Annotated in this window: 20 protein-coding genes; 11 read left to right on the top strand and 9 right to left on the bottom strand. The window is 59.4% G+C overall.

Annotation, left to right across the window (positions count from 1 at the left end; all coding sequences use genetic code 11):
- Positions 1 to 11 precede the first annotated feature (11 nt).
- Positions 12 to 860 (bottom strand): TIGR01459 family HAD-type hydrolase, encoded by an 849-nt coding sequence (locus tag QA646_RS01785; RefSeq protein WP_283057244.1) that lies wholly within the window; start codon positions 858 to 860, stop codon positions 12 to 14.
- A gap of 372 nt (positions 861 to 1,232) precedes the next feature.
- Between QA646_RS01785 and groES the strand changes: the two genes are divergently transcribed.
- The 3 genes from groES (at position 1,233) to QA646_RS01770 (ending at position 4,384) form a co-directional block, all read left to right on the top strand.
- Complete coding sequence (gene groES / locus QA646_RS01780) at positions 1,233 to 1,529, top strand: co-chaperone GroES (protein ID WP_004109735.1); 297 nt, start codon at positions 1,233 to 1,235, stop codon at positions 1,527 to 1,529.
- A 74-nt stretch (positions 1,530 to 1,603) separates the two neighbouring features.
- Positions 1,604 to 3,244 carry a chaperonin GroEL gene (groL, locus tag QA646_RS01775; RefSeq protein WP_283057243.1) on the top strand — a complete coding sequence of 547 codons (1,641 nt, stop codon included), beginning with the start codon at positions 1,604 to 1,606 and terminating at the stop codon, positions 3,242 to 3,244.
- Between the two features lie 633 nt (positions 3,245 to 3,877).
- Entirely contained in the window at positions 3,878 to 4,384 is a 507-nt protein-coding gene (locus QA646_RS01770) for a hypothetical protein (RefSeq protein WP_283057242.1), read from the top strand.
- 24 nt (positions 4,385 to 4,408) lie between these two features.
- Here QA646_RS01770 and QA646_RS01765 read toward each other — a convergent pair whose 3' ends face one another.
- Positions 4,409 to 5,116 carry a glutathione binding-like protein gene (locus QA646_RS01765; protein ID WP_283057241.1) on the bottom strand — a complete coding sequence of 236 codons (708 nt, stop codon included), beginning with the start codon at positions 5,114 to 5,116 and terminating at the stop codon, positions 4,409 to 4,411.
- A 231-nt stretch (positions 5,117 to 5,347) separates the two neighbouring features.
- Here QA646_RS01765 and QA646_RS01760 point away from each other — a divergent pair, with 231 nt between their 5' ends.
- Complete coding sequence (locus tag QA646_RS01760) at positions 5,348 to 5,791, top strand: DoxX family protein (protein ID WP_283057239.1); 444 nt, start codon at positions 5,348 to 5,350, stop codon at positions 5,789 to 5,791.
- Between the two features lie 81 nt (positions 5,792 to 5,872).
- Here the strand turns inward: QA646_RS01760 and hisG are convergent, their stop codons facing one another.
- The 3 genes from hisG to hisS form a co-directional block, all read right to left on the bottom strand.
- A complete protein-coding gene (hisG, locus tag QA646_RS01755; protein WP_283057238.1) occupies positions 5,873 to 6,568 on the bottom strand; it encodes an ATP phosphoribosyltransferase in 696 nt (231 codons plus the stop codon).
- Complete coding sequence (locus tag QA646_RS01750) at positions 6,568 to 7,686, bottom strand: ATP phosphoribosyltransferase regulatory subunit (protein WP_283057237.1); 1,119 nt, start codon at positions 7,684 to 7,686, stop codon at positions 6,568 to 6,570. Before QA646_RS01750 ends, hisG begins: the two co-directional genes overlap by 1 nt.
- Positions 7,687 to 7,896: 210 nt before the next feature.
- Positions 7,897 to 9,420: a histidine--tRNA ligase gene (gene hisS, locus QA646_RS01745; protein WP_283057236.1), complete on the bottom strand. Its 1,524-nt coding sequence runs from the start codon at positions 9,418 to 9,420 to the stop codon at positions 7,897 to 7,899.
- Positions 9,421 to 9,555: 135 nt separating this feature from the next.
- Between hisS and QA646_RS01740 the strand changes: the two genes are divergently transcribed.
- From QA646_RS01740 to QA646_RS01730, 3 genes are all read left to right on the top strand, one after another.
- The gene (locus QA646_RS01740; RefSeq protein ID WP_283057235.1) at positions 9,556 to 10,104 is read left to right on the top strand and encodes a 2'-5' RNA ligase family protein; all 549 of its coding nucleotides are present in this window, start codon (positions 9,556 to 9,558) and stop codon (positions 10,102 to 10,104) included.
- 48 nt (positions 10,105 to 10,152) lie between these two features.
- On the top strand, positions 10,153 to 10,533 hold the full coding sequence (locus QA646_RS01735; RefSeq protein WP_283057234.1) for a hypothetical protein: 381 nt from the start codon (positions 10,153 to 10,155) through the stop codon (positions 10,531 to 10,533).
- An 81-nt stretch (positions 10,534 to 10,614) separates the two neighbouring features.
- Positions 10,615 to 10,983 carry a DUF305 domain-containing protein gene (locus QA646_RS01730; RefSeq protein ID WP_283057233.1) on the top strand — a complete coding sequence of 123 codons (369 nt, stop codon included), beginning with the start codon at positions 10,615 to 10,617 and terminating at the stop codon, positions 10,981 to 10,983.
- Between the two features lie 136 nt (positions 10,984 to 11,119).
- On the opposite strand, the gene QA646_RS01725 is transcribed toward QA646_RS01730, so the two are convergent.
- On the bottom strand, positions 11,120 to 12,169 hold the full coding sequence (locus QA646_RS01725) for an aldo/keto reductase (RefSeq protein ID WP_283057232.1): 1,050 nt from the start codon (positions 12,167 to 12,169) through the stop codon (positions 11,120 to 11,122).
- Positions 12,170 to 12,474: 305 nt separating this feature from the next.
- Between QA646_RS01725 and QA646_RS01720 the strand changes: the two genes are divergently transcribed.
- Positions 12,475 to 13,179, top strand: a complete 705-nt coding sequence (locus QA646_RS01720) for an HAD family hydrolase (RefSeq protein WP_283057231.1) — start codon at positions 12,475 to 12,477, stop codon at positions 13,177 to 13,179.
- Between the two features lie 7 nt (positions 13,180 to 13,186).
- Here QA646_RS01720 and QA646_RS01715 read toward each other — a convergent pair whose 3' ends face one another.
- Positions 13,187 to 13,732, bottom strand: coding sequence for a hypothetical protein (locus tag QA646_RS01715; RefSeq protein WP_283057230.1), 546 nt, complete (start codon positions 13,730 to 13,732; stop codon positions 13,187 to 13,189).
- Entirely contained in the window at positions 13,729 to 14,358 is a 630-nt protein-coding gene (locus QA646_RS01710; protein ID WP_283057229.1) for a DNA-3-methyladenine glycosylase I, read from the bottom strand. Before QA646_RS01710 ends, QA646_RS01715 begins: the two co-directional genes overlap by 4 nt.
- Before the next feature lie 303 nt (positions 14,359 to 14,661).
- On the opposite strand from QA646_RS01710, the gene QA646_RS01705 reads away from it, so the two are divergent.
- The 3 genes from QA646_RS01705 (at position 14,662) to QA646_RS01695 (ending at position 17,346) form a co-directional block, all read left to right on the top strand.
- A complete protein-coding gene (locus QA646_RS01705) occupies positions 14,662 to 15,459 on the top strand; it encodes a L,D-transpeptidase (protein ID WP_283057227.1) in 798 nt (265 codons plus the stop codon).
- A 202-nt stretch (positions 15,460 to 15,661) separates the two neighbouring features.
- Positions 15,662 to 16,363 (top strand): L,D-transpeptidase, encoded by a 702-nt coding sequence (locus tag QA646_RS01700; protein WP_283057226.1) that lies wholly within the window; start codon positions 15,662 to 15,664, stop codon positions 16,361 to 16,363.
- Positions 16,364 to 16,677: 314 nt separating this feature from the next.
- On the top strand, positions 16,678 to 17,346 hold the full coding sequence (locus QA646_RS01695; RefSeq protein ID WP_283057225.1) for a porin family protein: 669 nt from the start codon (positions 16,678 to 16,680) through the stop codon (positions 17,344 to 17,346).
- Between the two features lie 232 nt (positions 17,347 to 17,578).
- On the opposite strand, the gene glcF is transcribed toward QA646_RS01695, so the two are convergent.
- The gene (glcF, locus tag QA646_RS01690; protein WP_283057224.1) at positions 17,579 to 18,898 is read right to left on the bottom strand and encodes a glycolate oxidase subunit GlcF; all 1,320 of its coding nucleotides are present in this window, start codon (positions 18,896 to 18,898) and stop codon (positions 17,579 to 17,581) included.
- Between the last annotated feature and the right edge of the window lie 109 nt (positions 18,899 to 19,007).

The raw sequence follows: 19,007 nt of genomic DNA, 5'->3' as shown, positions 1-19,007 counted from the left end.
TACCACTCCCCTCAGACAAGGCGCGGCATCCACCACTTTGGCGACGCCTGTTCGCGCGCCAGAAAGGCGCCAAGCGCTGCCTCGTCGGTGTGACCGTCGACGGCATATTCGCGAGCATGAATGCCATGGCTTATATAAAGAAGATCGAGGCCGTAATCGAGCGCGCCGCGCACATCGGTCGGTATGCCGTCACCGATCGCGACAACGCGCGACAAAGGGAATTCGCCGCGCGCTTCGCGGGCAGCAGCAATCGAGGCATCGTAGATCGGCTGGTGCGGCTTGCCGGCGATCCGCGTCTCGCCGCCGAGCCGATCGTAATAAGCGGCCATGGCGCCGGCGCAGGGGATCATACGGTGGCCACGCTCGACGACGAGATCGGGATTGGCGCAGATCAGCGGCACATTACGGGCCGCCCAGGCCTTCAGCATGTCGGTGTAATCGTCGGGTGTCTCGGTTTCATCATCGAAAAAGCCGGTGCAGACGATGCTTTCGGCTTCTTCGGCCTCGACGCGCACGACATCCAGCCCTTCGATGATGGCGATGTCGCGCTCGGGACCGAGCAGAAATACCTTTTTCGGGCCCTCGGCAATCAGGCGGCGGGTAACATCGCCAGAGGTGACGATGCGGTCATAGGCGCTGTCGGGGACGCCGATCTCCCGGAGCTGCTGGACAACCTTCGGCGCCACGCGGGGAGAATTGGTGATAAGGACGACCGTCAGTCCTTCTGCGCGTGCAGCTTCCAGCGCAACCGGCGCGTCCTTGTAAACGGAGACGCCGTTGTGCAGCACACCCCAGACGTCACAGAGCGCAACGTCATAAAGTTTGCCGATCTCGCGGAAGCTTTCGATACGCTTGCCCATGCAGTCCTCGTGGTCAAAGAAATCACGGGCTGACATTGCAAACCGGCCAGCAAATTACAAGAGCGGTGCGCAGGTTTTTGCATTGCACACGGCCCAGACGGCAAGCTGGGGCAAAAGGCAGATTTTCGGCTCAGCGGACCAAAAAAAGAACGGCGTTTTCACAATGAGATATGAAACAGAATTGGCTTGCGCCGTTAATCATCCGCAAACAAGCCGGGCAGCGCTGCAAAAAATTCACAGTGCTGTTCTTGACTCGCCCAGAAGCCACCCCTAAATCACCGTCCGCTAGCACTCGCTGAAGCAGAGTGCTAACAAGAGCCCATACGGATCCCCCGCTGATCCGTGAATGTCATTTGATCGAGGGATTAGACAATGGCAAGCACCAATTTCCGCCCCCTTCATGACCGTGTCGTCGTTCGTCGCGTCGAGTCGGAAGAAAAGACCAAGGGTGGCATCATCATTCCGGACACCGCTAAGGAAAAGCCGCAGGAAGGCGAAATCGTCGCCGTCGGCTCTGGCGCCCGCGATGAATCCGGCAAGGTCGTAGCACTCGACGTCAAGGTTGGCGATCGCGTGCTGTTCGGCAAGTGGTCCGGCACCGAAGTCAAGCTCAATGGCGAAGACCTTCTGATCATGAAGGAAGCCGACATCATGGGCATCATCGGCTAATCCGGCCGGTTTCCCTTTTCCGATAAAGCTGACGGGCCATAAACCCGGACAACGCGAATTCAGGAGTTTCAAACATGGCAGCTAAAGAAGTAAAATTCGGCCGCAGCGCCCGCGAAAAGATGCTTCGTGGCGTCGATATCCTCGCTGACGCAGTGAAGGTAACGCTTGGCCCGAAGGGTCGTAACGTCGTTATCGACAAATCCTTCGGCGCTCCGCGCATCACCAAGGACGGCGTCACCGTCGCCAAGGAAATCGAACTCGAAGACAAGTTCGAAAACATGGGCGCCCAGATGGTCCGCGAAGTTGCTTCGAAGACCAACGACATCGCCGGCGACGGCACCACGACCGCAACCGTTCTTGCCCAGGCCATCGTTCGCGAAGGCGCCAAGGCCGTTGCTGCCGGCATGAACCCGATGGACCTGAAGCGCGGCATCGATCTCGCCGTTGCTGAAGTCGTCAAGGATCTCCAGGCCAAGGCCAAGAAGATCAACACCTCGGAAGAAGTCGCACAGGTCGGCACGATCTCGGCAAACGGCGAAAAGCAGATCGGTCTCGATATTGCTGAAGCCATGCAGAAGGTCGGCAACGAAGGCGTCATCACGGTTGAAGAAGCCAAGACGGCTGAAACCGAACTCGAAGTCGTCGAAGGCATGCAGTTCGACCGTGGCTACCTCAGCCCCTACTTCGTAACCAACCCGGAAAAGATGATCGCCGATCTCGAAGACGCGTTCATCCTCCTGCACGAGAAGAAGCTCTCGAACCTGCAGGCCATGCTCCCGGTTCTCGAAGCTGTCGTTCAGACCGGCAAGCCGCTCCTCATCATCGCTGAAGACGTCGAAGGCGAAGCTCTCGCAACGCTCGTCGTCAACAAGCTGCGCGGTGGCCTCAAGATCGCTGCCGTCAAGGCTCCGGGCTTCGGCGATCGCCGCAAGGCCATGCTGGAAGACATCGCCATCCTGACGGGCGGCACTGTCATCTCCGAAGATCTCGGCATCAAGCTTGAGTCTGTCACCCTCGACATGCTCGGCCGCGCCAAGAAGGTCTCGATCTCCAAGGAAAACACCACGATCGTCGACGGTTCGGGCGCCAAGTCCGACATCGAAGGCCGCGTTGCCCAGATCAAGGCTCAGATCGAAGAAACCACCTCCGACTACGACCGCGAAAAGCTGCAGGAACGTCTTGCCAAGCTCGCTGGCGGCGTTGCCGTCATCCGCGTCGGCGGCTCGACGGAAGTCGAAGTGAAGGAAAAGAAGGACCGCATCGACGACGCCCTCAACGCGACGCGTGCTGCCGTTCAGGAAGGCATCGTACCGGGCGGCGGCACCGCTCTGCTGCGTTCTTCCGTCAAGATCTCTGCAAAGGGTGAAAACGACGATCAGGAAGCCGGCATCAACATCATCCGTCGCGCTCTGCAGGCTCCTTGCCGCCAGATCGCTGAAAACGCTGGTGATGAAGCCTCCATCGTTGTCGGCAAGATCCTCGACAAGAACGAAGACAACTTCGGCTACAACGCTCAGACGGGCGTCTACGGCGACATGATCACCATGGGCATCGTCGACCCGGTCAAGGTCGTTCGCACGGCTCTGCAGGATGCAGCTTCGGTTGCTTCGCTGCTGATCACCACCGAAGCCATGATTGCCGAGCTGCCGAAGAAGGATGCCCCTGCTGGCATGCCGGGCGGCATGGGCGGCATGGGCGGCATGGACATGATGTGATAGGCCATCGGCCAATCACAGGAATGTCCATAAAGCTTCGCCCATGCATCTTTGATGCTTCAGGCCGACAAGCGGCCTGAAGTGGCGGCATGGACATGATGTGATAGGCCATCGGCCAATCACAGGAATGTCCATAAAGCTTCGCCCATGCATCTTTGATGCTTCAGGCCGACAAGCGGCCTGAAGTGGCGGCATGGACATGATGTGATAGGCTCACGCCTCATCTCATGATCTATTCCGGCATCCGGAATTGACGAAGGGCGGCTCTCGGGCCGCCCTTTTTATTTATGTTGAACCGGCTGCCGCGCAAGATTCAAGAGACTTTGCAACTATGCAAATTTGTGCAAATTGCCCCATTGCCGTTTTTATAAAAGCCCCTATAAAGCGCAGCGCAATGATGTTCGGGGGATTGTTGCAGAGCACGTAAATTTTACTTGTTTTCGACACGCGCTACCCGCGGGCGAGCATAGTCATAACCTTTTATATAGATTGCGCGCGTAGAATCATTACTTGAAGTGACTTGATAAATTGAATTGACGATCCGGAAGCACGCCTGGCGTGAATGGGTTCGGCGAAGAAGGGGCTTCGCCGGTCCTTAGCTGTGCAATATGCGGAGCGGCGCTCCGTCCCATAATGCATGAAATTCGATTGAAGCGCGCGCAGGGGAACCCGCGCCTCAGGGTGGGGAATACCTTGTTCAAGATCGCCAAAGCCAATCTTGCTGCACCTTTCGCTCCGGGGTCGTTGGAGTTTAATGGACATGACCCTGATCTTCTGGCGCAGTTCTGCGTCTCAGAGGGCTGGACCGGCGATTTATCGAGCGGCATCATCAAGCTTGGTCAATGGGGCACCATGCTGCACGGATTGACCTCGTCCGAATGCGGCCTGTTGAGCCTGATGTATTGCTACGAAGCCCATGACCGCGCCCGCATCCTCGACCTGTTCGAGCAGGCGGCGACCACATCCTCCAGTTTCTGCTACTCCACCACAGCGCTCGGTGTCAGCGGGCATCGGCAGCCGATCTTCTGCGTCGGCGAATCGATCGGCACCGAGGGAAAACACGCCGGCAGCATGGTGGGCGTCTTCCTTTTTCCGCGCTTCAAACTCGAGCCGGGCAGCCAGTTGGCGACCCGGCAGTAGTACCCTGAACGCGAACACTCGCTATCAATCCCGCTTCGGAATATTCAATCCGCGCTGGCTCGCCGGGCGGGCGATGGCGCGTTCAAGCCAATCCATGACCGTGGGGAAACTAGCGAATTCGAGAACCTCGCGGCCACCATAAAAGACGTCGACGCCCCGGACCCACGGGAACGTGGCAATATCGGCGATGGTGTATTCGTCGCCCATGATCCACTGCCGGCCCTTCAGGCGGCCTTCCAGGACGCTCAACAGGCGCTTGGACTCATCGCGGTAGCGCTCTACCGGATAGGGGTTGTTGGCAACCTTGTCGGCGGCGAATTTGAAGAAGTGGCCGAACTGTCCGAACATCGGGCCTATTCCGGCCATCTGGAAGAACACCCACTGCAGCGTTTCATAACGTCCGGCAGCGTCCCTGGGCATCAGCTTGCCGGTCTTTTCGGCGAGATAAACGAGGATGGCACCGGATTCGAAGAGGCCGATCGGCTTACCGTCAGGGCCGTTGGGATCGATGATTGCCGGAATACGGCCGTTCGGATTCAACGACATGAATTCCGGCGATTTCTGATCGTTGGTGCTGAAGGAAATCAGATGCGGCTCATAGGCAAGGCCGAGTTCTTCGAGCGCAATCGATACCTTGACGCCGTTCGGTGTCGGCAGCGAATAGAGCTGGACGATATCCGGATTGCTGGCAGGCCACCGCTTGGTGATTGGAAATGAAGACAGATCGGCCATCGGGCCTCCTTCGCAAGATCATGATTTGACGAATGAATTCGCGCCAACGACGAATAAATTCGCGTCAACATAGCCAATATGGAGCATATGGGAAGAGTGCCGCGACGAAGAGATTGTTTAATAATTGTGAACTAATCGTGCGCTTTTGTTTATCTTTCCAATTTCACCGAAATCGCGAATAAGGATTCCAGAAATCGTCACCCGGCACCGACACCTTTACTGGAGACCGTCATGTCCAACACCAATAACATCATCATCCTCGTGGCGCGCATCCTGCTCGCCTTCATGTTCATCTTCGCCGGCTTCGGCAAGCTGACCGATCCGGCTGGCACCGCAGGCATGATCGCCGGCGCCGGCATGCCGGCGGCTACGCTTCTCACCTATCTCGCTGGCGCCTTCGAATTCGTCACCGGCGTCTGCGTTCTCGTCGGCTTCCAAATCCGCATCGTCGGCTGGCTGCTCGCTCTGTTCTGCGTCTTCACCGGCGTCGTCTTCCATCTGCCGCCGGTCAACGTTCCCGATTTCCCGGCCGCTGCGAACGGCTGGATCAACGGCCTGAACTTCGTCAACTTCCTGAAGAACGTCACGCTCGCCGGCGCCTACGTCATGCTCGCCACCAACGGCCCGGGCGTCTATTCGCTCGACGCACGCCGCGGCGCCTACGCAGCCGCCTGATTGTCCAAGACCTCCCAAGCATTCAAAGCTCGCCGGTTTCCCGGCGGGCTTTTTTCGTATCATTGCACGGTGCAGGAAATATCAGAGCGCAGAGCGCACGGCATCGATGATGCGCTGAACCAAAGGATCGCTCTCGTGGCTCTCCTTGCGCGCGCGGACGAGGCAGGCTTCTGAGCGCAGGATGGTGCCGTCGGAAAGCACCTTCAGATGGTTCGCCTTCAGCGTCGAGCCGGTCGAGGTGATGTCGACGATGATATCTGCAGAGCCGGCGGCAGGTGCTCCTTCCGTGGCGCCGAGGCTTTCGACGATGCGGTAGAGCTGAATGCCGTGCTGGCTGGAGAAGAACTGCTGCGTCAACCGCCAATATTTGGTGGCGATCGTCAGCCTGCGGCCGCGCCGCGCGCGGAAATCGGCGGCGACATCGCCAAGATCGGCCATGGTATCGACATCGAGCCAGATATCCGGAACGGCAACCACCACATCCGCATGACCAAAACCTAGGCGAGCGCAGAATTCGACGCGCCGATCAGCATCGGCCAATCCCTCGCGCACCAGATCTTCGCCGGTGACGCCGAAATCGACGCTGCCATTGCCGATCTCGCGCGAGATTTCCGAAGCGGAAAGGAAAGCGACCTCGACATCGTCCCAGCCTTCGACACGGCCGCGATACGAACGGTCATTGCCGACGGCAATGATGGGCATGCCGGCGCGCGCGAAGATATCGGAGCAGTCGTCCTTCATGCGGCCCTTGGAGGGAAGCGCAATGGTGATCGTCATCAGGCGGCCCTCGCAGTTTCGATCCGGTCGAGCCAGATCGCGAAGCCGACGGCTGGGATGTGGTCCTTCGCGCCGAGCAGCGTCAGCAATCGATCGAAGCGTCCGCCACCGGCGAGCACCGCCGGCGATCCTTCCACCATCACCTCAAAGACGAGGCCAGTGTAATAGTCCAGCGGGCGGCCGAAGGCGGCGCGATATTCGATTCGGGCGGCATCGACCCCGGCATTGGCAAGAGCCGTAACGCGGGCGTCGAAACGCTCAAGCGCAGTGCCCAGCTTCAGCCCGGCCGCATCGGCAAACCCGACCAGCGCTGAAGATGCGTCGGCGAGCGGCAGGCTGAGCGACAGGAACTCCTCCAGAACACGGAAAGCCGCATCGTCGAGATGGGTTTCCGAGAGGACCAGCTTTTCGCGGAGACGACGGGAAATCTCCAATGGCGAGCGGCTGGCATTGGTAGAGTAGCCGGTCGCCTTCATGGTGCTGTCGATATGCGTGACCAGCCCCTGCTCGTCGCCGCGCGTCAGAAAATCCAGCACATGCGGATCAAGGCCTGTCACCGGCTGCGGACTTGCAAGCCGCGCCAACAGCGCTTTGAGATGCGTCATATTGCCGAAAGCATGAATCAGCCGCTTCTGCCAGCCGGATGGCAGTCCGAGCGCTTGCACGACCGCCTCGAACACGGCTTGATCGCCGAGTGTCACGGAGAGCGACTTGCCCGGCACCAGCCGCTTGAGAATGCCGATGGCATCGCCAATGAGGCGGGCATCGGCGCCGGCGATATCGCGATCGCCAAGGTCCTCTATCCCCGCCTGATAGAATTCATTGCCGCCTTCGCGGCGCTGGCGAAAGATCTCGCCGAGATAGGAATAGCGCTTCGGGGTGCCCGTCGCGGTTTCGATATGGCGCAGACAGACGGGAATGGTGAATTCCGGCCGCAGGCAGAGGCTGGCGCCGGTCTCGTTCTCGGTCATGAAGATACGACGGCGTAGGTCTTCGCCCGCCATATCGAGGAATGGCTCGGCCGGCTGGATGATGGGCGTATCGACCCGTTCCGTTCGGCGGGCGGCAAACTCAGCAAGAAGGTCGTTGGAAAAATCGGGAAGGTTGATCAGGGGCATGGGATTGCCTCTCCCTTCTCCCCGCTGGGGAGAAGGTGCCCGCCCTTCGACGAACTCAGGGCGCGGATGAGGGGGCCGAGGAACGAAGTGACGAGAATCCCGAACGGTAAGCGAAGGATAGCTCTTCCGAGCCGCGAGCCCCCCTCATCCGACCCTTCGGGCCACCTTCTCCCCAAGGGGAGAAGGAGAAAGCGAGGTTGCCCGATCCACTCAGACATTGCCAAGTGCCCTCTTCTTATCTTCCGCCTGCGCCGCCAAAATCTCCTGCACCTTGGCCACCAGATCGGCCTCCGGCACTGTCTCCTGCGCAACGCGGGCCTCGCGCCAGCTTGCATTATCCTCGATCTCGCCGGAGAGGCGCTTGCCTTCAATCAGGTCCTTGAGCTGCACCACGCCCTGAGCGCGTTCGTCGCCACCCTGGATGATGGCGATCGGGCAGCCGCGGCGATCGGCGTATTTGAGCTGATTGCCGAACTTCTTCCAATTACCCTGGAACATCTCGGCGCGGATGCCGGCGGCGCGCAGTTGCTGCGTGAAGCGCTGGTAGCGGCCCATGGCCTCGATATCGCCATCCATAACGGTGACGAGCACGGGCTCGATCACTTCTTCCGTCCCGAGCTTGCCGAGATTCTTCAAGGCCGTCATCAGGCGCGACACGCCGATGGAAAAGCCCGTTGCCGGCACGGGCTGGCCCATGAAGCGCGAGACGAGCCCGTCATAACGACCGCCACCGCCGACCGAACCAAAGACGACCTTTTCGTCCTTTTCGTTGGTGACGTCGAACAGCAGCTCGGCCTCATAGACCGGACCGGTATAATATTCGAGGCCGCGCACGACGGAAGGATCGATCTTGATGCGATCGGAATGATAGCCGGCACTGGTGACCAGCGAACCGATCAGATTAAGTTCCTCGACGCCTTCGCTGCCCTTGGACGTGCCGGCGACAAGCTCTGCCAGCCGGACAGCACTTTCGGCATAATCCTTGATGCCGACGAAGAAGAGCACTTTTTCGATCTGATCCGCATCCAGCCCCGCGCCCTTGGTGAAGTCGCCGGACTCGTCCTTGCGACCCGGCCCAAGCAGCAGCGCCACGCCTTGCGGGCCGAACTTGTCGAGCTTGTCGATGGCACGCAGAACGTTCAGCCGCTGGGCGGCCTTGTCGTCGCCACCGAGGCCGATCGCCTCCAGCACGCCGTCCAGAACCTTGCGGTTGTTGACACGGATCACATAATCGCCGCGCTTGATGCCGAGCGCCTCCAGCGTGTCGGCCATCATCATGCACATTTCAGCATCGGCCTGTACGCCCGGCGCACCGACCGTATCGGCATCGAACTGCATGAACTGGCGGAAGCGGCCCGGGCCTGGCTTCTCGTTGCGGAAAACATAGCCCGCCCGATAGGTGCGGTAGGGGAGCTGAATCTCGTTGAAATTCTCTGCGACATGACGGGCAAGCGGCGCCGTCAGATCGTAGCGCAGCGACATCCACTGTTCGTCATCGTCCTGCAGCGAAAACACGCCCTCGTTCGGCCGGTCGCTGTCGGGCAGGAATTTGCCGAGCGCATCGGTATATTCGAACAGCGGCGTTTCGACGGGATCGAAACCATAATGCTCGTACACGGCCCGGATCTTGGCGGTCATTTCGTTGACGGCGCGAATATCGCTCGCCGAACGATCGACAAAGCCACGCGGCAGGCGGGCTTTGAGCTTTTGCGGTTTCTTTTGTTTATCGCTCATTTGCAGGATAATCCGGGTACGGGAACAGTGGCGGTTAACTAGCGGATAGCGCGGGATGCGGCAAGGATTGTTGTATGTTGCTGTCCGTCAAAACCGACAAAAGCGACAGAAGCAGATAACCGGGACGTAGAAGCCATGTCCTACGCGATCAGCCTGAAATGCACCAACAACACGGCGCTCCCCGTCCTCGATCTCTGGCGGCAAGCCAGCGCCTTCGAAACCGTGCCATCAATGCAAGGGCTGAGCTACCCTCCGCATCTGACCTTTGCCATTTACGAGGATATATCGCCCGAGTACCTCTGTGAGGCCGCCGGCAAGGCTTTTCATGACATTCCGGCGATTTCGGTGGAGTTCTCGGGCATCCGACACTTCAGGAACGATGTGCTGGTGCTTTGGGCGCGTCCGGTCGACGACAGCGCCTTGCGGCACGCCCACCATGCCATTCATCGGGAAATCGATCCCATCCTATCTCATGAGCATTACCGCCCAGACCACTGGCAGCCTCATTGCACGGTCGCGATGAAAATCCCGATGACATCGGCCGAATCGGCACTGACCTGGGCGGCGGAAACGCCGGCAAAATTTACCGTGACTTTCGATGTCGCCGATTGCGTGAGATTCCCTCCCGTCGAAATCCTGAGCGAGGTCAAACTGGCGCCACGATATGCTGCCAACCGTCGGTGAACGCGATTTCCGCTTGCCTTTTGCGACCACAAATTTAGATTTTTGCGCATGCGCTTCTTCGCGATCCTGACAATGCTCATTGCCTGGCTATTCTACGGCGCCATGCCGGCGCTGGCGAATTGCCCCATCTGCCATTCCGCGATGGCGATGCCGGCGGTATCCAGCGTGAGCATGCATGCCACCATGGCTGATATGCCCGGCATGAAGGATAACGCTTCCATGGCCATGCACAGCGACAAGAAACCGGACAATCCCTGTGCCGGCGGTATGGCGCATGTGCTTTCCTGCGCCGCCTGCCTGGCGATGGCGCCATCGCTTATGCTGGACGATGGCAAGGCTCTGGCATTCTCTTATCCGGCACCCGCGCATGGCCAACGGCTGCACGACTCCCGTCCAGCTCCAACCGCGCCGCCTCCCCGTTTCGCCTGACATTGCTGATTTCCATTCATCAACGAAGCGGACTTTTCCGCACAAGACTTCAGATGCCGTTCAAAACGGAAAGGAATTCTCATGCCTGTTTCAAAATCCATCATTCTCGCCGGCACTTTTGCTCTCGCTCTTGCCCTCCCCGCCCTCGCCGACGACATGTCCGGCATGGATATGAGCAAGCCAATGGGCAACCAGGGCGCATCCAGCAAGGCGTTCAACGATGCCATGGCTAAGATGCATAAGGATATGACGATCACCTATAGCGGCGATGCCGATGCGGATTTCGTGCGCGGTATGATCCCGCATCATCAGGGTGCCATCGACATGGCCAAGATCGAACTCAAATACGGCAAGGACCCGGAACTGCGCAAATTGGCGGAAGGTGTCATCAAGGCGCAGGAGGCTGAAATCAAGGAGATGAACGCCTGGCTGAAGAAGCACGGTAAATAATTCGCCAGACAAAGCGAGAGGCGGCACCTCTGTCGCCTCTCGTCGCGATCAAGCCACCGCGGACTGGGCTGATGGATGAACGGCAGGCGCCGCCTCGCCCATCCGAGACGGCGCGCTTCATTTCTGGCCCGAAGGCTCAAGCCTTCGGTTCGAAGGGCTGCGGCACGCGCAGCGCGCCCTGACGGGTGAGCATCCAACCGGGATATTCCGGAGCCAGCGCGCTGACCTCGTCGAGTTTGGCGAGATCGTCCGCATCGAGCTTCAGCTTGACGGCGGCCAGGTTCTGGTCGAGTTGGTCGAGACGCTTGGCGCCGATGATGATGCTGGTGACGAAAGGCTTCGCCAGGATCCAGGCAAGTGCCACCGTGGCGACGCTGGCGCCGTGCTTCTCCGCCACCTCGCGCATCGCGGCGACGCAGGCCCAGGCGCGGTCCTTGTCGACGGGCGGAAAATCGAAGCTGGCGCGGCGTCCCTCGCCATTGCCGGGAGCACCCGGGCCGTACTTGCCGGAAAGAAGACCGCCGGCGAGCGGCGACCAGACCATCAGGCCGAGCTTTTCTTCCGCCATCAGCGGCACGATTTCGCGCTCCAGATCGCGGCCGGCGATGGAATAATAAGCCTGTACCGTTTCGAAGCGGGCAAAACCGCGGCGTTCGGAAATACCAAGCGCCTTGGCGATGCGCCAGGCCTGCCAATTGGACACGCCGGCATAGCGCACCAGTCCGCGAGAGACGAGATCGTCAAGCGCACGCAACGTCTCGTCGAGCGGCGTCACCGTGTCCGTGGCATGGATCTGATAAAGGTCGATGTGATCGGTTTGCAGCCGCTCCAAGCTGGCTTGAACCGAATCCATGATATGGCCGCGCGAGGCGCCACGGTCGTTCGGCTTGTCGCCCATGACGCCATAGACCTTGGTGGCGATGACGACATCCTTGCGTGGCACGCCGAGGTTCTTCAGGGCTTGGCCGAGCAACGTTTCGGAGTTGCCGAAAGAGTAAACGTCGGCGGTGTCGATGAAGTTGACGCCGGCAGCGAGCGAACCTTCTACGATCTTGTCGGCCAATGCCTGGTCGACGTCTGCTATCGAGCCCCAGGCGCTGTTGGGATTGGCTTCGCCGAAGGTCATCGTGCCCAGGCAAAGTTCCGAGACGAACATGCCGGTATTGCCGAGTTGATTGTAATGCATAGGAAAATTCCCTTGTGATCAGTCGGAAGACGCTTCCGGCCGGTGAATGCATATCTTTTCGCTATAGATTGGCCTCGGCATAACAGTCGCTATCGGCGCTGCCGTGGCGAGGTCATGAGACAGTCGTCGAGGCGCGGCTCTGGCTCCGCGGCGATCGAGACAACACCGACATAATGCACCGGAATCCGATTTCAACGCGATACCCGGCACCGATCACGATGCAGTTACCGGAGCTTCACCCTTGCCTCCGTTTCGGCGCGCGATAGACTCTCGTATCCATGCAATCCGTAAAAGCACGAATGTCCATGACGCAACGTCCATTGACCACAATCGGCTTCGATGCCGACGATACGCTCTGGCAGAACGAACAATTCTATCGTCTGACGGAACGGCAGTTCATCGAACTGCTGGCCGACTATGCCGAGAGCGAGACCATTTCCCGAGGGCTGCTGGAAGCCGAGAAGCGTAACTTGCACCATTACGGCTTCGGCATCAAAGGTTTCACGTTGTCAATGATCGAGACGGCGATCGAGATCACCAAGGGCGAAGTGCCGACCACCGTGATTGCGGAAATTCTCGACATCGGCCGCGATCTGCTCGCCCATCCCGTTGAAACGCTTCCCAATGTGCGGCAGACATTGGAAGCTCTGACGGGCAGCTACCTGCTGGTCCTGATCACTAAAGGCGATCTTTTCGACCAGGAGCGCAAGCTTGCGCAATCCGGCCTCGGCGATCTCTTCGACGCCATCGAAATCGTCTCCGACAAGAATGCCTCCACCTATCGCCGCATCTTCTCCAAGGTCGGCGATGGGCCGGAACGGGCGATGATGGTCGGCAACTCGCTGAAATCAGACATTGTCCCCGCGCTCGCGGCCGGCAGCTACGGCGTCTTCGTGCCGCACGAGCTCACATGGGCTTTCGAACATGTCGCTGAACCGACCGAGGCACCGAGATTTCGGAAGATCGAGCATCTGGGGGAGCTGCGAGGGGTGATTGCAGAACTATCCTAAATATCCCTCACTGCCCCTGCTTTGCCTTCGGCGGAAACAAGGACGGCGCCTGATCGGTTGGCTGGTTCGATTGCTGTGTGGCCGGCGGATTGGGGTCGATGAGGATTTCGTAGGGCGCACCGCGGCCGCGGCGGCGGGTGACGCGGGAGTAATAGGGCTTGATCAGCCATGTCGTGTCTTCATTGACAGTGACATCGGCGACCATGCCGTCCTCGTCGGTGCCGAAGAAGGATTCGTCCTCATTCGAGGAGAGATCGAAGATTGCCATATAGGCGTATTTGCTCTTCGAGCTGAAGGTGATCCGGACATGCTGGCCCTTCTTGAGCGGTAGCGTATAGACCTTACCCTTGCCGAACTTCGTCCAACCCTTCAATTTCTCCAGGACGGCGGGAAAACCAAGCTTTTCGACGGTCTCGCCGCGATCGAGTTGCGGAAGCGGCGTCTGCTGGGCACCCTGCGCGCTGTCATCGTCCTGAGTGTCCTGGGCATGGGTGGCCTGACCGCCGAGCACGACGAAAGCCAGCAGCGAAAAAGCAAGCATCAGGCGCCTCATGGCCGTACCAATGCATTGCGCATCGCCTCCACCTCTTTCCGGCAATAGCAGCCTTCGATGTGATCGTTGACGAGGCCCATGGCCTGCATGAAGGCATAGACCGTGGTAGGGCCGACGAAGGTCCAGCCGCGCTTCTTCAGATCCTTCGAGATCCGCACCGAGACCGGCGTCGTCGGATTGGCGACGAGAGTCGGATAATCGACGAAGGCAGGCCGCTCCTCGGCTGACGGCTCGTGGCTCCAGAAATAACGGGCGAGCGAGCCGAATTCCTGGCGCAGCTCGATGGCGCGGCGGGCATTGTTGATGGTGGAGACGATCTTGCCGCGATGGCGGATGATGCCGGCATCGCCGAGGCAGCGCTCGATGTCAGCCTCGCCGAACTCCGCCACTTTCTCGAAATCGAAACCGGCAAAGGCGGCACGGAAATTCTCGCGCTTGCGTAGGATGGTCAGCCAGGACAGGCCGGATTGAAATCCCTCCAGGCAGATCTTTTCGAAAAGCCTGATATCGTCGATGACAGGCCGGCCCCATTCATGGTCATGATAGCGCTGATATTCCGGCAGATTGCCGTGCCAGAAGCAGCGGTCCTTGCCATCCTCACCGGTGATGATGCCTGTTCCGGCCATTGTTGCAGTTCATCCCCTGTTTTTAGAACCCGATCCCGAAAACTGATGGGCAGCTCTCGAATAAGATCATGCCAATCAAATACTTAAGATCGGGAGAACGATTCGAAGGCAAGTTATCCCGATTCAAGGTTTACCACTTGCAAACCGTCTTTCCAAACCAAGTGGTAACCCTGACAAAGGTTTATCGGCTTCGCGGCATTTTGATGAATAGATGTTTACCATTCGCTGGCGCGCAAGTGGCACCATGTTCCGGACCGGGCGCAATTACGCCCATCCTCGGCCCGTTTGTAGAGAGTCTGTCCGATGATGAAACAATGCATTTTATTTGCTGCGGGCGCTTTGAGCCTGCTCGCTTCCAGCGCTTTCGCCGGCGATCGCTACCAGTCGCGCCCGCCTGTCATCGTCAGTCCCGATCTGACCGCCCCCTGGGTGATGCAGCTCGGCGGCGCTGACGTACAGCCGGCGGTCTATCCCGTCCGCCCCATGGCGCGCCAGGCCGTCAACCCAATGAACGATCCGGCGGACCGCCAGGCTGTCAATCCGCAGGTCCGGCGGGTGATCCAGCCGCGCGGACTGTTTTCACGTCCCGTCGTGCAGCAAGTCGCCGTCGTCCGGCCGCAATATCCCGCGGTTCACGGCCAAATCGATCCGCAGTTCCTGCCGCAGATTGTCGACTACCAGACAAAGGAACGGCCGGGCACCATCGTCATCGACACCAATGATCGCTTCCTCTACCTGGTGATGGACGGCGGCAAGGCGCGGCGCTACGGCGTCGGCGTCGGCAAGCCCGGCTTCGAATGGGCCGGTGCCCATACCATCACCCGCAAGCAGGAATGGCCCGACTGGACGCCACCATCGGAAATGTTGGCGCGCGAAGCCGCGAAGGGGCACTATCTGCCGGCCCATATGGAAGGCGGCGAAGGCAATCCGCTCGGCGCCCGCGCCATGTATCTCGGCTCGACGCTCTACCGCATCCACGGCACCAATGCGCCCTGGACGATCGGCAACGCCGTGTCCTCCGGCTGCATCCGTCTGCGCAATGAAGACGTGATCGATCTCTACAATCGCGTGAAAGTCGGGACACGCGTTATAGTGATGTGATTGCTACCAAGATTGCTGCGCACGGCCTGATCGGGCGCAGCAACCCCGTTCTAAGCATTGATATAAATCGACAATAACGCTCTTTGGACCCAGAACAGATAGCAGCTCCACCGGCTCGATCTTTGTCTTTTAGCGATTTCATCTTGATCCTCTCGCAAGTTTCGTTAGTTTCTTGCCGGGTAATTCGAGAGGGGAATGACGGATGAAATCAATACTACCGGTCGTGGCGGCGGCGGGCATGGTGATGTCGTGCCTTTTGGCGGCATCGGATGCGGCGGCCTTCAGCGCCTCCGCACCTCAGGCCGCGCAAGCGACGCGCACCGATGTGGTCCGCGCGGCGATGCAGCCGCAGGGACAGGTCAAGCCGCAGTTTCAGCGGCGGGTCGTGCGGCTGGTGACCAATGAAGCACCGGGCACCATCATCATCGATACCAACAACAAATATCTCTACCTCGTCGAAGGCGATAACCGGGCGCGGCGCTACGGCATCGGTGTCGGCCGCGAAGGCTACGGCTGGTCCGGCGTCGTCAAGGTCGGCCGCAAGGCGGAATGGCCGGGCTGGACGCCGCCGCCGGAAATGATCGTTCGCGAAGCCAAGAAGGGTCATAAGCTTCCGGCCTATCAGGAAGGCGGCGAGGACAATCCGCTCGGCGCACGCGCCATGTATCTCTATCGCAACGGCAACGACACGGCTTTCCGCATCCATGGCACCAACCAGCCGTGGAGCATCGGCTTGAACATGTCTTCCGGCTGCATCCGCATGATGAACAAGGATGTGGTGGACCTCTATGATCGCGTGCCCGTTGGCACCAAGGTCATCGTCGTCGGCCCCGGCAACAAGCAGGGCGAGGTCAGCTATCAGGATCGCGGTATCGACGTGTTGCGGACGATATTCGGCGGCTGAGCAGCCGCACGCTTTCCCGAATATGACGTTTCGGCATGCCGAACATCTGATTCTTCCCTATCCTGGGAGAGACGGGCAATCCATGCCGCTCTTTTATAGCGGCGGCATATCCGTCCCAGCATATTTACTGTGGCGCAGGTGTAACATCCTCAAACTTATCGCGTCGCGCGCCCTGCAAACAGTGCCATTTATTCAGTTTCGTGTCAGCTATCCTTCCTAATCCATCCCAGATTAGGATATGCTGCAATAGAACTGTCATAGAAGCACGCTTAGATAGCAACACCTTGCCACTTGGGGCCATTCGGGGATTTTACATGCATCGGGCATTTCGCATCACGCAGCCGGCCGTCGCCGCGCTTGCGATCTCAGCTTTTGTCTTTGCCGCCGGTTCGGCTTCGGCAGAAATGCAGTTTTCGGCTTACGGCGGTTTCCAGGGCGCAACCGGCAACAACGTCAAGACATCTGACGGCGCTGACTTCGATCCCAACTGGTCAGGTAAATCCTTTAAGATGCCGCCCTATTTCGGCGTCCGCGGCATCTGGTGGCTGGACGAGTTCGACAAGTCGAACTGGGGTATTTCGCTCGACTACACCCATGCCAAGGTCTATGGCGATCTTGGCAATACTCCCGGCTGGTCGCATTTCGAGTTCACCGACGGCCTCAACATGCTGACGCTCAATGCGCTCTATCGTTTCCAGGATCCGAGCCGCAAGTGGACACCCTATGTCGGCCTCGGCGCCGGCATCAACGTGCCGCATGTCGAAGTGACCCGCGCCTCCGGCCGCACCTTCGATTACGAATTTGGCGGGGCATCGCTGCAGGCACAGGCTGGCATCAGCTATCAGTTCAGCCAGCACTGGTCGACTTTCGTCGAATACAAGGGCAACTACAACTTCGTGAACGTCCCGATCGATAGCGGCGCCAACCTGAAGACCGATGTCTTTACCCACGCCATCGATTTCGGCGTCTCGTTCAACTTCTAGAGCAGTTCCAGGAAAAGTGCGAAGCGGTTTTCCGTCCGGAATGCGTAAAAACAAAGGGATAGAGTGGAGAAGCGATTCCGTGAAACGCTGAGCCGCTCTAAGAGACACAGCCATTATTGTTGCCAAAACCCCTAAATCTGTCCGATTTAGGGGTTTTGGCAAGCTTGACGTTCTAACAGTCAAGCTTTTCACCGGCCGACAAACACCGTTTCCCATTTTTCCCGGGATAGCTTTAAGAGGCTGCCACCTTAAGCCGCCGAAGCTTCGCCGGCATCTCGCCGCCATAGGCCCAATCCAGCAATTCGACTGTGTGCAGGATAGGCATGTCGGTTCCGGTCGCGATCTGCGTGATGCAACCGATATTGCCGGTCGCGATGATATCGGCCTTCGTCGCCTCGAGATTCCTCACCTTGCGCGCCTTGAGCTCGCCGGAGATTTCCGGCTGCATGATGTTGTAGGTGCCGGCCGAGCCGCAGCAGAGATGGCCTTCCGCCGGATCGCGCACGGTGAAGCCTGCCGCCTTCAGCAACAGCTTGGGCGCCATGGTGATCCTTTGGCCATGCTGCATCGAACAGGCGGAATGATAGGCGACGGTGATGCCGCGCGGCATATGCGAGGGCAGATCTAGGCCTGCGAGATATTCGGTAATGTCCTTCGCGAGCGCCGAGATCCTTGCCGCTTTGTCCGCATAGGCCGGATCGAGCCGCAGCATATGACCATAGTCCTTGATCGTCGTGCCGCAACCGGATGCCGTGATGATGATCGCGTCGAGCCCGCCGGGTTCGATCTCGCGCATCCAGACATCGATATTGGCGCGGGCGCTGGCCAGCGCCTGCTCTTCCCGGCCCATATGATGCACCAGCGAACCGCAGCAAACCTCACCTTCCGGCACCACCACTTCGACACCGAGACGGGCGAGAAGCCGGATGGTTGCCTCGTTGATGGCTGGATCGAGCACCGGCTGGGCGCAACCGGTCAGGATCGCCACCCGCCCACGCCGTTCCGCCTGCGGCTGATGCCGACCGGGCTTGGCGAAAGGCGACGGCGCCAGGATAGAGCGTGGTGCCAGATCGAGCATGGCAACAAAGGGGTTCAGCGCCGGGATGCGCTTCATCAACCCGTTGAAGGGCCGGCCCCAGCGAGCGAGGTTGAGCGCAAGGCGGAACCGGCCAGGATAAGGCAGCACCGCAGCCAACAGGCTGCGCGTCAACCGGTTCATCAGGGGTCGTTTATAGGTCTTTTCGATATGGATGCGGGCGTGATCGACCAGATGCATATAGTCGACGCCGGAGGGACAGGTGGTCACGCAGGCAAGACAGGAAAGGCAGCGGTCGATATGCGTCACCACCTCGGCATCCGCAGGCCTGCCGTTTTCCAGCATATCCTTGATCAGATAGATCCGGCCTCGCGGACTGTCGAGCTCATTGCCGAGCGTCACATAGGTCGGACAGGTGGCGGTGCAAAAGCCGCAATGGACGCATTTGCGCAAAATCGCCTCGGATTCGGCGACATGCGGATCGGCAAGCTGGGCGGGGGTGAAGTTGGTTTGCATCAGGCTCTCCCTACCTTCGTCCCAGCGGGGAGAATGATGCTCGTCGCTTCGCGCCGAGCCCCCTCGTCCGCCCTATCGGGCACCTTCTTCCCGGGGGGAGAAGGGGAAA

Source organism: Rhizobium sp. CB3090 (genome assembly GCF_029714285.1).
In the GTDB taxonomy this organism is placed as follows: domain Bacteria; phylum Pseudomonadota; class Alphaproteobacteria; order Rhizobiales; family Rhizobiaceae; genus Rhizobium.
This window is presented reverse-complemented; position numbering and strand designations above follow the sequence as displayed.